The organism is Streptomyces sp. NPDC006339, assembly GCF_040612775.1.
GTDB lineage: Bacteria > Actinomycetota > Actinomycetes > Streptomycetales > Streptomycetaceae > Streptomyces.
Window position 1 is genome coordinate 15,619 of the sequence record NZ_JBEXQW010000041.1, and the last position, 13,978, is coordinate 29,596.

Consider the following 13,978-nt stretch of genomic DNA (forward strand, 5'->3'; position numbering starts at 1 on the left):
AGAAATGCAAACATCGCCGTAACCCAGCCCAAGGCCAGCCAAGGGGGAATCCATGTCGTTCGACGACGAGTGGGCACAGCAGAAGAGCGCCGTCATGGAGCGTCAGTCGACGAGCATGCAGCTCAACCAACTGCCGGCCGACCCGGGCGGGGGTGGCGGCGGGGGCGGACAGCCGGACCTCGCGACGTCGCCGGCCAAGAAGAAGGCCGCCGCCAACACCATCGAGACCCAGATCCAGCCGGACCTGAAGACGGCCGCGGACGCGGCCGACGAGGGCACCAACGGCGCCGTCGCCGAGTTCAAGGGCTGGGACACCTCCAGCGGCCTGAAGAAGGCCCACGAGCACTGGGACAGCCAGGTGAAGCGCCTGAACGCGCGCCTGGAATCGGAGAAGAGCTCGCTGCGGAACACGTCGACGCTGTTCCAGAACAACGACCTGACGACGGGGTACAGCTTCGCTCCGACGCAGTCCAAGGTCTCGGGAATCTAGGGGGAATCGCGATGCCGACGTACCAGGAGATCATGCAGACCGACCTGGGCAAGCTGAACACCGCCGCCGACGGCTGGAAGAGCATGGCGGAGAAGCTCAAGAAGGTCGAGGACCTCTACGAGAGGGAGGTCCAGAGCGTCGCCACCAAGAACCCGCTGTGGACCGGGCAGGCCCAGCAGTTCAGCGCGCAGAACTTCCAGATCACGCGCAACGAGCTCGACGCCGCGCAGAAGGAGGCGCTCGCCATGGAGTCGCTGCTCCGCGACGCCCATGGCACCTTCACCGAGCTCAAGGGCCGGGTGAAGGCGGCGGTCGACGAGGCGATAGCGGCCGGGATGAAGGTCTCCGAGTCCGGTAACGCGAGCTACGACTTCAGCAAGGTCAGCGAGAAGGAGGCGTACGCCATCCGCCACGACCCGGATCTGCGGGAAGTGGAGATGTCGTACACGCGCAAGATCAACGACGCGGTGAAGGCGGTCACCGACTTCGACGCCGACGTCAAGGTCGCCCTCCTCAACGCCTCCGGCGCCGACGGCACCGCCCCGCTGGGCTTCAACTCCAAGCCGGTCAACGACGTCCAGGCCGTCGAGGCGCTCGCCCTGTCGGAGAAGGTCCGCGAGGGCAAGGCGTCGAAGGAGGAGCTGGAGCACTACCGGGACCTGCTGAAGCAGAACTCCGACGACAAGCACTTCAGCGAGGCGTACCTGAACGCGCTCGGCGCCAAGGACACGCTGGCGATCGCGGACAAGATGAACCTGGCGGCGAACGAGCGGGGCATCCCGGCCGACCAGAAGAAGCTGTACGAGTCGATCCAGGCGGGGCTGGCGGACACGATCGCGTCGGGGACGAAGGACCCGAACAGCTATGCGTACCGGCCGTTCGTGGACGGGCTGAAGGAGCTGGGAAACAAGCACGTCGACGACGCCGGCATCCATGACAACGTCCCGACCCAGGGATACCAGGTCCTGGTCACCCTCATGAGCCAGGGGAACGCCGACGGCTACGGCAAGGAGTTCCTCAACGAGATCGGTCACGACATGATCGAGCTCGAGAAGAAGGACCCCAACCAGTGGCAGCACTTCAGGGACGTCCTCCGTCCCAACATCGCCGCCGACCCGCTGGACGGCCTGCTCAACATCATGAGCAAGGACCCGGCGGACGCCGAGTACTTCCTCGACCCGAAGGCCCCGGGGAACAACAACGACCACCTGAAGTTCCTGCTCACAGAGCGGGAGTGGCCGAAGATGGGGATGAACAACATCTACGGGCCTCCCATGACTATGGACGACCCCTTCAAGGCCACCGGCCTCGGCAACGCCATTCAGGCGGCGGCGACGGGCCAGGAGCCGGGCTCGAAGCCGGGGGAGGTCGGGGCGCACACCGAGGGTCAGGCGCGGGTCATGCACGACACCATCCTCCTCCTCGACAAGGACAAAAACGGCGACGAGTTCCCCGAGGACCTCAAGAACCTGCAGAAGCCGATCGCGCACGCCCTCGCGGACTACGTCGGCGACACGCACATCATCCTTAACGGTGACAACGCCGATTACGGCGGCAGCAAGGGCAAGGGCGAGGGCGAGATTCTCGGGTCCGGTGACAACTCGCACATCGCCGTGGGGCAGGGGAGCCTTGTCCGCGTCATGCGCGGTGTCGCCGAGGACAGCGAAGCCTTCGCCCTTCTGTACGAGTCGGAGCGCGCGTTCTCGGCCAAGGAGCTCGCCGAGGCTCCCGCGTACGAAGGTGACAAGGTCCACGGCCAGAGCTCGGACTGGGACCACCGCGCGAAGCAGGTCGGTGGGGCGCTGGGCGCCCTCAACGGGATCGGCGCCGATGTATACATCGACAAGGAGGACGACAAGGTCAAGTGGGCCGAGTCGACCGCCGAGTACTCGGCGAACGGCGTCAACAGCATCCTTGGCGAGATTCCCATCGCGGGTTCGGCCGCGAGTGCCATTGTCGACACCGCCAAGTACGAGTGGGTCAAGGACGTCACGGACGCCGCGGAGGAGGAGGGCAAGAAGGACTCCAGCGACAACTACTCCGCTGGTAAGGACGGCACCAACGACCTCTTGAACGCTTGGGGGGAGAAGAAGGGAATCACGAAAAGTGGTGCGTACAACTCCGCTAAGGACGCTGCGAACGGCGGCTACGAGGACGGCCGTGGTTCCGCAGCACAGCACTTGGGCAACTAGCCGGCGCACTACCGTGCGCTTCGCCGTGGCGGCTACGGTGGCTGTCATGCTCGCTGGGACCGCCTGCTCGGGCGATGCCCAGGAAGTCGCCGAGGACCGCCTGTGCAGCATCGATTCCGGCTCCGCCGAGGACAAGCTGCTCCGTCAGGTGATCCGGGCGGATTCCTACAGGACTCAGGTCGACCACACCGACAGTGGGTTCGTCGAGCGGATGCAGGAAGAGCTGCGAACCTACCCGGGCGCCGAGGCGACGAACCCTGTCCGTCAGTGCGGGTACGTCCCGAAGGGGGCCGTCGAGGGACAGGCGAGCGTCCAGTTCGACTGGGCACCCGCAGCCGACGCGAAGAAGGGCGCGGGCGTCATTGAGGGCACGCGCACGTATGACCTGAACGGCGCGACCGGAAGGTCCCACGACGTCAGCACGGATCTGTACGTCCAGTGCGACATGCCCGATGAGCTCAGTGGTGCGTCGAAGAAGGCCCTGCTGCATGCGAATGCTTCGTTCACCGTGAACCTCGGCAACGTCAAGGATCACGGCACGCAGGACCAGCAGATGTCGTTCGTGTACCAGATGGCACGCAGGGCCGCCGAGGTCCTCGGCTGCACGAACAACCCCCTCGCCAAGGACCCCGTCGTCAAGCCCCTCACCGAAAGCACCCCCTGATGATGCGCGTGAAGCACACTGCCCTGGGCGCCGCGAGCGCCGTTCTCCTCGCCACGCTGGTCGGGTGCGGCGGCGACGGGGGCGGTGCCGGCGGCTCCCTGAGTGTGGACAGGCTGATCACGCTCGCGGAGGAGGTCGGCAAGGACGGCGCCGACAACTGCCCGCTGCCGTACGACGTCAAGGAGGCGGCCGAGGCGGCGAAGGTCGGCGAGAGGATCCAGTTGGGTGCGGCGGACGCGGAGGCGGACGACCCCGTCGCTACCGCCGAGGGCAGCAGGACGACGGATGCGAATGCGCAGTCTCCCTGGGGCAGCAAGCCCGGTGCGTGGATCACCTGCTCGTACCACGTGGGTGACGAGAGCCTGGTCGTCCACACCGCCGGTACGGAAGCGGGGAGTGTGGTCAACCTCCTGCTGCCCACCACACAGAGCGCCTCCGGCATGAGCATCGACGAGGTGAGGGCCTACCAGGAGAAGGCCGACAAGGCGAAGCCCGGAGAGCCGGTGCCGACCAGCGGCGGGAACGTCATCACCGTACGGCTCGACTCCGGCGGCAAGGGCGACGTCGCCCTGCTGCTGACCGTCGGCGAGAACGACAAGAGCAAGCTGAAGCCGGAGCAGGTGCTCGAGCTGGCCCGGACCTTCGCCGATCAGGCGAAGTGAATCTGTGGATTCCGTCTGACAGAGGACCCGCCGGGGGTCGATCATTGACCCTGCGACGACGTTCCACCCGTACAAAGGAGCAGAGCCAGATGGGCACTCAGCAGGAGAAGGACGAGCTGTACGCGCTCGACATCAGCGGCGTCGAGTGGCAGGGCGCTCCGGGGACGAGCCCCGACGAGGAGCGCGTGGAGATCGCCCACCTGCCGGGCGGCGCCGTCGCGATGCGGTCCTCCCTCGACCACGACACCGTGCTGCGGTACACGAAGGCCGAGTGGGACGCGTTCGTCCTCGGCGCGAAGGACGGGGAGTTCGACCTCCAGTAGGCCGGCGAGACGTACGAGAAGGGGCCCGCTCCCGGAGGAGCGGGCCCCTTCTCACGTACCTCACGAACCCGAGGGTCAGTACGACTCGGTGAACAGGCGCGAAGCCTTGACGTCCGTGGAGCGGTAGCTGTCCTTGCCCTGCTCGACGATCTTCGCCGTCTGCTCGAGGCGGTTCTTCATGTCCTCGGCGCGCTTCTTGTACTTGCCCTGGAGGATCTCGTACTCGCGGTGCGCGTCACCGTCCCAGGTGTCCGTGACGACGCGGAGCGCGGCGTCCATCTCCTGGATGTCCTTGATGATGTTCTGCGAGACGGTACGGATGCGGTTCGCCATCTCCTGAACGCTCTCGTACCGGACCTTGGTCCCTGCGTTGTCGGCAGACATGGTGCTCCCCCTTTACGTCAGATGTTGTTGAGCGACGAGTTGTTGACGGCGGCGAAGGTGGCACGCACCTCGTCGTCGTTGGCGTTGCTGAGGTTCTTCGTCTCGCCGACGGCGTTCAGGAGAACGTTCAGCAGGCGACGGATGACGTCGTGGTCCTCGTTGAGGAGCGTCTGGGCCTGCTTGAAGCCCGCCGCACCCACACCGGTCCAGCCGGCGCTGCAGGTCTCGAGGATGTTGGCGAGCTCACGGGCCTGCTTGGTGACGGCGTCACCGGTCTCCATGATCTTGTTCTTCGCCTGGACGATCGGATCGTCTGCGAGTCCGAACCCACCCGGAGTGCTCATTGAAGCTCCTCGTTCTAGTCGATGGCGTTGTTCATGCGTCTGTCGACGCTCTCCTGCGTACGCCCGCCGCGACGACGAGGCCGATGACGGCCACGACGGCGACGGCACTCGCGACAATGGCCCAGAGCGGGAACCCGCCCTCGTCGGACCCTGCGGCCTGGTCCTTGACCTGGTCGCTGCCGCTTGCCCCCGTGTTTTCAGGAGAGGGGGAGGTTTGTGAAGCCTTGGCAGGCTGAGAAGGCTTGGAGGTCGTCGCCTGTCCGCCGCCTTGCGCGGCGAGCAGCGGGTTGACGTGGGGGTCGCCCGGATTCCCCTTGCCTTCGAGGAGCACCTGGGCGGGACGGACGGAGCCGTAGCCGATGTACTTGCTGGGCACGGGGCCGTTGTGGCCGGCCGTCTCCATCATGACCCGCAGGACCTGGTTGCCGGTCCAGTCGGGGTGAGCGGACCAGATGAGGGCGGCGGTGCCGGAGGCGATGGCGGTGGCCTGGCTGGTGCCCCCCTGGGCGCAGTACCTGTTCTTGTCTTCGATGCAACGGGAGGGGATGTCAACGCCGGGGGCAGCAAGTGCCAGGTGAGCGCCGTAATTGGAAAACTTCGCGATCTTGCCGCTGGTGTCGAGGGCGCCGACGGCCACGACCCCAGGAATCGCGGCAGGGTAGACCCTTATCCCGAGGCCCTCATTGCCCGCACCCGCGAAGATCAAAGCACCCTTCTTCTGGGCGTAGTCCACCGCTTCCCGCCACTTGGGGATCTCGGACTCGTCGGCTGGTCCGGCGAAGGAAATGTTGATCACGCGAGCGCCGTTGTCGACCGCGTAACGGATCCCCTTCGTCGTCGGATCCAAGAGACCGAAGGAAGAGCTGTCGGCGATCTTCACCGGCAGAATCTGGGCGTCTGGGGCGATGCCCTTCACGCCACCGTTGGTACCGCTGCCGGCGATGGCGATGGCCATGTTGGTGCCGTGGCGGTTCGTGTCCTTGCCGTCGACACGCCCCAGTCCCTCACCATTGAAGTTGCGTCCTGGCAGCACCTTGCCGCGCAGTTCCGACACAGTCGAGTCGACGCCCGTGTCGAGCACGGCGACGGTGATGCCCTTGCCCGTCGCCACCTTCCACATCTCGTCGGCCTTCATCGCGTCCAGGTACCACTGGCGCGACCGCATGTCCTCGGCCTGCGCCGCCGGCGCCGCGACGGTCCAGGTCGCGACGACGGCGGCCATGGCGCCGAGCAGGCCGATCGCTCGGTTGCGAGCGGCCCGGGTGAAGGGGGACATCAGAGAGTGCTCCTAGTCGATGACGGGCGGGACGATCGGCCGCTGGCCCGAGTTCCACGTCTCTTCGTCCTCGGACAGGTAGTCGGGACGGCGGCGCGACTGGCGTCGCTCCTCCTGGCCCGGCTCCGTCGAGGCGGGCGGACGGACCAGGCCCGTACCGCCGGGCGTGAACGCCGAGCGTCCCGTGACTCCGGACGCCGAGGGACCACCCACGGTTCCTCCCGGCTGCGTCGCCAGGCGACGACCGGCTCCGGCGCCGGGTCCACCGGCGGGAGCGCCGGGCCCGATGGCACCCGGGCCGTGCAGGCCGGCCGCACCGCGACCGTACTGAGAAGCCCTCTCCTCGCCGATGACGGTGGCCATGGGCGGCCGCCCCATCGGCGGAGTCATGCCGGGACGTCCGGGCACCTGTCGGCCACCCGTGATGCCCTCGGGCCGCGGTCCCGTACCCAGCGGGCTGGGCGTGAACGGGTTGCTGCGACCCGCAGGACCCGGAAGGCCCGGGTGGGACGTCCGACCCTGAGGACCGATCTGGGGATTGGTCTGCGGGCCGAGCGGCGGAGCGACGGGCGGCAGCACGACCGGCTGCGGGCCGTTCGTCGTCGGCGGCTGCACGGGCGGCGGCTGGACCGCGGGCTTGGTCGGCGCGTCCGGCGTGATGGTCACCGAGTCGAGGTTCGTGTCGATCTCGGACTCCGGCGGGCGGGTCGGCGCGGTCGGCGGCAGGGTGATCCGCTCGTCACGGATCTGCCGGTCGCCGCCGCTGGTCGTGATCGACTCCTCGGCGCGCCGGAGAGACGAGTGGTTGGACTCGGTGGAGCCTGCACTAGAACCGGTAGAGGACGACGCATAGCCGCCCGTGCCACTACCGCTTCCGTACTCGCTCTCCATGTCCGCGATGCTGCCACCCATCGGCTTGAACTCCGGCTGCCGCTCCGACGAGATCCGGTGGTTCGTCTCCGTGTAGTACGACGACAACCGCTCCAGCGCCGCGATGGCCTCCCGCAGCTTCGGGCCCGTCTCCGCCTCCTGGCGGGCCTTCTCCTTCTCCGGGTCCGCGAAGCACATGCCCGCCGGCTTGGGCACGGAGGACTTCGCCTCCCGCAGGGCCGCGCCCGCGCGCTTCATCTCCTCGGAGACGACCTTGGTGAAGTCGCCCAGGACCAGCGTCTCCGAGACCATGCCGGCGCCCCACTTGCGGAAGGCCTCGGCGCCCTCGCCCTCCCACTGGACGCGGGAGATGTAGTGCCGCAGGTCGGCCGCGATGTCGAGGATCTTCGGCACGGCCGCGGCGAGGGCCTCGCCGGTGCTGGTGATCTCCTCGGGCTTGGCGGACGCGATCATCGCGTACAGGGCGTCCAGGGACTTGCCCTCGAACTCTCCAGACATCTTGGTGCACTCCCCCGCTTAGCTGAATCCGCCGGAATCGCCGGTGTTGGTCGTCGGCTTGGGCGCCGGCTGGTTCGGGCCGGCCGGGCCGGTCGCCGGCTGCTGGCCGCCGCCGTGGCGCTCTTCGTAGTCTTCCTTGGTGGCCTTCTGGATCTCCGCGAAGCGCTGCCGCTCCTCTTCGTCCACCCCCGCGTAGCCCTTGTCGGCGATCTGGGCCCGGATCCCCATGGCCTCGATCGTCTCGCCGAAGATCTTCGTCAACTCCTCGAGCCGCGTGCGCACCTTCTCGTACGCCCCGTGCAGCTCGGTGGCCGCGGCGAAGCCCGTGCCGTACGAGGCCGCCGTGACCTTCTGCTCGCCGATCTTCTTGTGCTCGGCGGGCGAGCCCTTCAGATCGTCGACCAGCTTCTGCATGCGCGTCTGGAAGGTCTGGAGGGTGACGTCCCCGACTTCCAGACCCTGCTTGCCGCCGTCCCCGTTCGGCCCAGCCACTTCAGTTCCCCCTCGTCACACGCTCGAACTCGCTCACTCTAACGACTTGGTACGACAGTTCCAACTGCAAAGCTACCTAGGTATTCCTACTTACGGGATGGCCCGTGAGGTGATTCATCTGACGGTTCATCGGGTGGCCCCGCGTCGCCGGCTGTCCCGGATCACCACGGCCGCCCCCGACACGACCGCGACCAGCACCGCCCCGATGCCCAACGCGTAGGTGGCGAGCCGTTCGGAGCGCTCCTGGGGAGTCTCCGACATCGCCATGTGGGCCGGTTCCGGTGCCGGGGCCTTGGGGGGGCCGGGGTCCGGGGTGGGGCCGGACTGCGGCGGTTCGGGGCCGTCGGCGAGTGCCCTCACCGGGTCGATGACTCCCCAACCGACGTGGTTGTCGCGGCCGTTGATGGAGCGGATGGCCGTCTGCTCGATTCTCGTCACGATCTGCGCGACCGTCCACTTCGGGTACTTGGCGCGCAGCAGCGCCGCCACCCCTGCGACGTACGGGGCCGAGAAACTGGTTCCGTTGTCGACGCACTGGCCGCCGCCGGGCACCGTGGAGACGATGTCGACGCCGGGTGCGGCGACGCCCACGAAGGTGCCGGACTGGGAGAACGCGGCGCGTTCGTTGTTGCGGTCGGAGGAGGCGACGGCCAGGACGCCCGGGAAGGCGGCCGGGTAGGTGTCCTTCAGTTTGCCGTCCATGCCGTCGTTGCCGGCGGAGGCGACGACCACCACGTTCTTGGCGATGGCCCGGGCCACGGCCTTGGCCATCAGCGAGTCGGGGCCGAGCGGCTGGGTGGTGTCCTGGGAGATGTTGATGACCTGGGCGCCCTTGTCGACCGCGTAGTCGATGGCCTGCGCCATGGTGTCGGACTTGCCGCTGTTCTTCTCGTCGTTCTGCCGGATCGGGATGATCGTCGCCTCGGGCGCGAGACCGACGAAGCCGGTGCCCTTGCGGGGCCGGGCGGCGATGATGCCGGCGACCTTCGTGCCGTGGCCGACCTCGTCGACGGTGCCGTCGGTCTTGCCGCGCTGGTCGTTGCCGCTGCTCGCGCTCTCCTTGTCGGGCTTCAGGTAGTCCTTGCCCAGTTTGGCCTCGACGGCGGGCTTGAGCTGCGGGTTGACGTCGTCGACGCCGGTGTCGATGACGGCGACCTTGACGCCCTTGCCCTTGGTGTCCTGCCACAGCTCGTCGAGCAGCACCCGCTGGAGCGACCAGGGGATGCCCTCGATCTGCTTCTTCATCGGGAAGGTGCACTCGCCGCTGCCGTCGATGCCGACCGGGCTCTCGGCGGCCGCCGGGGGCGCCGCCAGGAGGCCGGTCAGGGTCGCGGCCGCGAGCAGGGCCGCCGTACGCCGCGCCGCGGCCGTACGCCGGGGCGCCGCCGCGCCCCGTACCGTCTCCGTACGCCGTGTCGTCACCTCGATCCCCCTCACGAACCCTGCGGCTGGCGTGCGCTGTTGGTGTCGAGGCGTGGGCCCTTCGACAGGAACTCCGACCACTCCAGCGGGACGAGCACCGGGGTGACCTTCTCGTAGCCGAGACGCTTCTGCGCGTCGCTGGGTTCCGGGCGCCCGTCGGTCTGCTGGTTCTGCTCGGGGGCGCCGATCTCGGAGCGGCCGGAGTCGCTGTCGCCGTTGGCCTGGACCGCGTAGCGCAGTCCGGTGTCGGTGACGAGGAAGAGCGAGCCGTCGGGCCGGGACTGGTTGCCCTGGATCTGGGTGTAGAGCAGGCCGGTGCCGGGGGTGACGTACGTGCTGGTGCCGCCGGCCGTGATGTCGGCGGGGTACTTGGTGCCGGCCCAGGTGGAGAGGGTGGGCCTGCCCTTGGAGTCCACGCTCTCCAGGACGGAGCAGACGGTGTCGCGGGAGCCCGCGCCGCCCACGGAGTTGACCTGGGCGGACTTGAGCTCGGGCCAGCGCAGTCCGGCGCCGAAGTAGGCGGAGTCGGGGCTGACCGACGCCTGGTCGACGGCGGACGCCTCGCCCTTCATGTCGAGCATGTCGGTCTGCGGGGACTGGATGAGCAGCCAGGCGGTGAAGCCGGAGACCGGCTGCACCTTGCCCTGGAGCACGACGTAGTGCTGGGGGCCGGAGCCGGTCTGGGTGAGGAGCACCATGCCGACCCGGTCCTGGGCGGGGGTGAGGCCGCCGTCGACGTGGGCGTCGGCGCCGACCGGGCCGGGGATCTGCGGGAAGTCGACGGGGCTGCCGGTCTTCAGGGTGGCCAGCCAGTCGTCGGTGACCTGCTGCGGCTCGCGGTTGACGCCGAAGAGCGCGGTGGTGAGGGCCTGGGACTTGTCGTTGACGCGGTACTTGGTGCCGGTGTGGTCGACCAGGTACTGGGCACTGTCCTTCTGCCCCTTCACGTACAGGATCTGACCGGCCTTCAGCTTGCTGCTGTTCTCGGTGCGGGCGAGGTCGCGCTGGGCGAAGAGGAAGGTGGCCTTCTGCACGCTGCCGCCGTTGCCGCCGCCGGGCTGCTCGCAGACGGCCCAGCGCTTGGCGGTGCCGGCGTCCTGGGCGGCGGGGAGGCGGTCGGGGGCGTACGGGATGCCGAGGATGGGGCCGCGCGGCGGCTTGCCCTCGTCGAGGGTCTTGTCGTCGACCTGGACGACCTGGAAGTCGTCGGGGTTGAGCAGCAGCCGCGCGGAGGCCAGGTTGAGGACCGGGTGGAGCAGGGTCTTCTTGTCCTTGCCCTTGCCGGTGGTGAGCACCACATAGCGGGTGGTGGACTGCTTGCCGACGATCACCTTGGTGCCGGGCTCGTCCCATCCCTTGGGCGCGGTCGGCTTGAACATGCCCCAGGCGCCGAAGCCGGCGATCACGAGCGCGCCGACGATCAGCCCGGGGAGCACCGCGCGCAGCGGCTTGGGCGCCCCCTCCTCCGTACCGGAGGGAGAGGGTTGGAGGAATGCCGCGACCGTGCGCTTCTTCGCAAAGGTGTACGCGTTGAGCTCGTCCCGCCGTGATGCCATGAGTCCCCATTTTCGTCAGGCGCAGTCTTCGCGCGGGAGTCCGGGGATCATGGCGCCCGGGCCCCGGCTGTCGGACCGGCCCCCTACTATGCCTGCTGTCCGCCCGTGCTCGTGGGGCGGGTAGGGTGATCCAGCCGCCAATGGCCTGGCGAGCGAGGGTGATCGGGACGAATTGAGGGGGATTCTCCATCATGGCTTCCGCGACGCGGACGCGGCCCGCTGCGGCCGTGTCCACTTCCGCGCCCCCCGCTGCCTCCTCGCAGGGGTCCGGTTCGCCGGTTCCGTCCTCGGTCTCGCCGAGGCTCCAGGCGCGCCCGGGACACTTCGGTGCGTTCCGATTGCAACAGCTCGTGCTGATCGAGGTGGCGGCGGCGCTGCTGTTCGTCGCCGCGGTCGTCGACAAGCTGCTCCTCGTGCCGGCCGGTGTGGTCGCGGCGCTGCTGGTGCTGCTCGCGGTGGTGCGCCGGCACCGGCGTTCGCTGCCCGAGTGGCTCTCCACCTTCCTGGCGCTGCGGGCCCGCACCCGCCGGGCGGCCTCCTTCACCGTGCCGGAGGGCACGGAGCCGGGGCTCGCGCCGGTGGTGGAGGCGGACCCCGCGCTGCGCACGTACACGTACAGCGACCGTGACCGGCGCCCGATCGGGATGATCGGCGACGGCACCTTCCTCACGGCGGTCGTACGGGTCGAGTCGGAGGGCTCGGCGCTGCGTCCCGACCGTGGGGCGCGGCCGCTGCCCGTGGGTCTGGTCCGGGACGTGCTGTCGGTGGACGGCATCCGGCTGGAGTCCGCGCAGGTCGTGCAGCACACGCAGCCCGCGCCGGCGCCGCATCTGCCCGCGCAGTCCATGGCGGCCCGCAACTACGGGCCGCTGCAGGCGCAGACGGGTTCGCCGGCGGTCCGCATCACGTGGATCGCGCTGAAGCTGGACCCGGAGCTGTGCCCGGAGGCGGTCGAGGCGCGCGGCGGCGGTCTGACGGGCGCGCAGAAGTGTCTCGTGCGGGCGGCGGACCAACTGGCGAGCCGGCTGTCCGGCGCCGGTTTCCGGGCCACGGTCCTCACCGAGCAGGAGCTCACCTCCGCCCTCGCCACCTCGACGTGCGCGAGCCCGATGGCGATAGCCCAGGCGGGCCGGGGCCAGGCGCCGGGGCGGCGCACGCAGGAGACGGCGCGCACCTGGCGGGTCGACGACCGGCGGCACACGACGTACTGGGTGGGGCGCTGGCCCCAGTTGGGCGGCGCGGGTGGCGCGGGGGCGTCGATGCCGCAACTGGTGGCGCTGCTGACCTCGCTGCCCGCGCTCGCGACGACCTTCAGCCTGACGCTGAGCGGTGGTGACCGCCAGGAGGTGACGGTCACCGGTCATGTACGGATCACCGGGCGCAGCGACGAGGAGCTGGTGGCGGCCCGGCACGAACTGGAGCGCGCGGCGCGCGGTGTGAAGACGGGTCTGGTGCGGCTCGACCGCGAACAGGTGCCCGGCATGCTGGCGACGCTGCCGCTGGGGGGTGCGCGCTGATGACGACTCCGGCGATGGGGCGACCCGGCCCGGGCGGACCGGTGGCCGGTGGACCGGTGGCGGGTGGACCGGTGGCGGGCGGACCGGTGGCGGGCGGGTCCGTGGCAGGCGGACCGGTGGCGGGCGGACCCGCGACGGCCGGGCGGATGGCCGGTGGGCCGGTGGCCGGTGGCCAGATGCAGGGTGCGCCGGTAGCGGGTGCGCCGGTGGCCGGTGGGCCGGGCGCGGGCGGACAGATGGCCGGCGGGCCGGGCGCGGGTGGCTTCGGGGCGGGCGGCGGTGTGTCCGGCGGGGTCGCGCCCGGGGCGCCGGGCGGGCCGGCCGGCGGTGCGCCCGCGCGGCGGTCCCACGCGGGCCGCGGGCGGGCCGCCCGGCGTACGGGGCGGGGCACGAAGCCCCGGTTCGGTTTCGGGCTCATCGGCCCGCGCCGCGACCGCCACTCGGTCCCCGTGGACCAACTGGGGGCGCTGGCGCTGCCGGTGGGCGACGACGGCGTGGTCGTGGGCGTGGACGCCGAGGGCCGGCCCGCGGTCCTTGGCATCAACCAGCCCAGCCCGTACGACGTCACGCTCATCGGCGGACTGTGGACCGCGCAGGTCCTGGCGCTGCGGGCGGCGGCGACCGGTGCCCGCGTCGCGGTCGAGACCGGCCGCGCCCAGGCGTGGACGGCGCTCGCGCAGGCGGCCGGCGGCGGGCAGCCCTGCGTCACCCTGCACGACGTGGGCCGGGTGCCGCCGCAGGGCGCGTCCGCGGGCAGCCCCGTGGTCGTGGTCCGCGACTGCGGCATGCGGCCGCCGCGCGGCCGGGTCGTCTCCGGCCCCTGGCAGTCGGTCGTCACGCTCCTCCCCTATCTGAGCCCGGTCGCCCCGCGGCTCCTCGAGAAGTCCTCGCTCGTCGGAGTGCAGCGGGTCTCCCCCGACGAGGCCGCGCAGATCGGCCGCATCATGGGCCTCCAGCGCGCGGAGTGGGAGGCGCTGTCCACGCTGGCCGACGGGGTGACGCTCTGGTGCACGCCGAACGACCGGCAGTTCGTGATGACACAGGCCACGGACGCCGAGACGGGACTGCTGGGCGGCGCCCGCCGGATGGACTGACCCCGGTCCGCCTTCGGGAAGACGGAACAAGAAGCGGACGCGGACACCGCGGACGCGAACACACGACATACAGCCGAACCTGTCCACTTTTGTACGGGTTTGGAGCGCCCGGGGTTTCACTCTCCGGTACCTGCGGGTCACTTGGGGGTCGCGTGCCGTCGGCGCGCGGGGCG

At 69.8% G+C, this 13,978-nt stretch carries 14 protein-coding genes; 7 read left to right on the plus strand and 7 right to left on the minus strand.

Features of this window, described 5'->3' with window-relative positions; genetic code table 11:
- The first annotated feature begins 52 nt into the window (after positions 1 to 52).
- From ABZ135_RS28605 to ABZ135_RS28625, 5 genes are all read left to right on the plus strand, one after another.
- Entirely contained in the window at positions 53 to 490 is a 438-nt protein-coding gene (locus tag ABZ135_RS28605; RefSeq protein ID WP_356699529.1) for a hypothetical protein, read from the plus strand.
- 11 nt (positions 491 to 501) lie between these two features.
- A complete protein-coding gene (locus ABZ135_RS28610; RefSeq protein ID WP_356699531.1) occupies positions 502 to 2,682 on the plus strand; it encodes a hypothetical protein in 2,181 nt (726 codons plus the stop codon).
- A 46-nt stretch (positions 2,683 to 2,728) separates the two neighbouring features.
- A complete protein-coding gene (locus ABZ135_RS28615; protein WP_356699533.1) occupies positions 2,729 to 3,346 on the plus strand; it encodes a hypothetical protein in 618 nt (205 codons plus the stop codon).
- An 8-nt stretch (positions 3,347 to 3,354) separates the two neighbouring features.
- On the plus strand, positions 3,355 to 4,008 hold the full coding sequence (locus ABZ135_RS28620; RefSeq protein WP_356699535.1) for a hypothetical protein: 654 nt from the start codon (positions 3,355 to 3,357) through the stop codon (positions 4,006 to 4,008).
- 89 nt (positions 4,009 to 4,097) lie between these two features.
- Positions 4,098 to 4,331, plus strand: coding sequence for a DUF397 domain-containing protein (locus ABZ135_RS28625; protein WP_345485215.1), 234 nt, complete (start codon positions 4,098 to 4,100; stop codon positions 4,329 to 4,331).
- Between the two features lie 75 nt (positions 4,332 to 4,406).
- On the opposite strand, the gene ABZ135_RS28630 is transcribed toward ABZ135_RS28625, so the two are convergent.
- From ABZ135_RS28630 to eccB, 7 genes are all read right to left on the minus strand, one after another.
- Complete coding sequence (locus ABZ135_RS28630) at positions 4,407 to 4,715, minus strand: WXG100 family type VII secretion target (RefSeq protein WP_352080609.1); 309 nt, start codon at positions 4,713 to 4,715, stop codon at positions 4,407 to 4,409.
- A 17-nt stretch (positions 4,716 to 4,732) separates the two neighbouring features.
- Positions 4,733 to 5,059 (minus strand): hypothetical protein, encoded by a 327-nt coding sequence (locus ABZ135_RS28635; protein WP_345485219.1) that lies wholly within the window; start codon positions 5,057 to 5,059, stop codon positions 4,733 to 4,735.
- Between the two features lie 31 nt (positions 5,060 to 5,090).
- A complete protein-coding gene (locus ABZ135_RS28640) occupies positions 5,091 to 6,335 on the minus strand; it encodes a S8 family serine peptidase (protein WP_356699537.1) in 1,245 nt (414 codons plus the stop codon).
- 12 nt (positions 6,336 to 6,347) lie between these two features.
- Complete coding sequence (locus ABZ135_RS28645; protein ID WP_356699538.1) at positions 6,348 to 7,724, minus strand: hypothetical protein; 1,377 nt, start codon at positions 7,722 to 7,724, stop codon at positions 6,348 to 6,350.
- A gap of 18 nt (positions 7,725 to 7,742) precedes the next feature.
- Positions 7,743 to 8,216 carry a hypothetical protein gene (locus ABZ135_RS28650; protein WP_356699540.1) on the minus strand — a complete coding sequence of 158 codons (474 nt, stop codon included), beginning with the start codon at positions 8,214 to 8,216 and terminating at the stop codon, positions 7,743 to 7,745.
- 126 nt (positions 8,217 to 8,342) lie between these two features.
- Positions 8,343 to 9,530, minus strand: a complete 1,188-nt coding sequence (mycP, locus tag ABZ135_RS28655; protein ID WP_356699615.1) for a type VII secretion-associated serine protease mycosin — start codon at positions 9,528 to 9,530, stop codon at positions 8,343 to 8,345.
- 119 nt (positions 9,531 to 9,649) lie between these two features.
- A complete protein-coding gene (eccB, locus tag ABZ135_RS28660; RefSeq protein WP_356699542.1) occupies positions 9,650 to 11,194 on the minus strand; it encodes a type VII secretion protein EccB in 1,545 nt (514 codons plus the stop codon).
- 191 nt (positions 11,195 to 11,385) lie between these two features.
- On the opposite strand from eccB, the gene eccE reads away from it, so the two are divergent.
- Positions 11,386 to 12,711 carry a type VII secretion protein EccE gene (gene eccE, locus ABZ135_RS28665; RefSeq protein ID WP_356699543.1) on the plus strand — a complete coding sequence of 442 codons (1,326 nt, stop codon included), beginning with the start codon at positions 11,386 to 11,388 and terminating at the stop codon, positions 12,709 to 12,711.
- Between the two features lie 206 nt (positions 12,712 to 12,917).
- Positions 12,918 to 13,805 (plus strand): hypothetical protein, encoded by an 888-nt coding sequence (locus tag ABZ135_RS28670; RefSeq protein ID WP_356699545.1) that lies wholly within the window; start codon positions 12,918 to 12,920, stop codon positions 13,803 to 13,805.
- Positions 13,806 to 13,978: the final 173 nt, after the last annotated feature.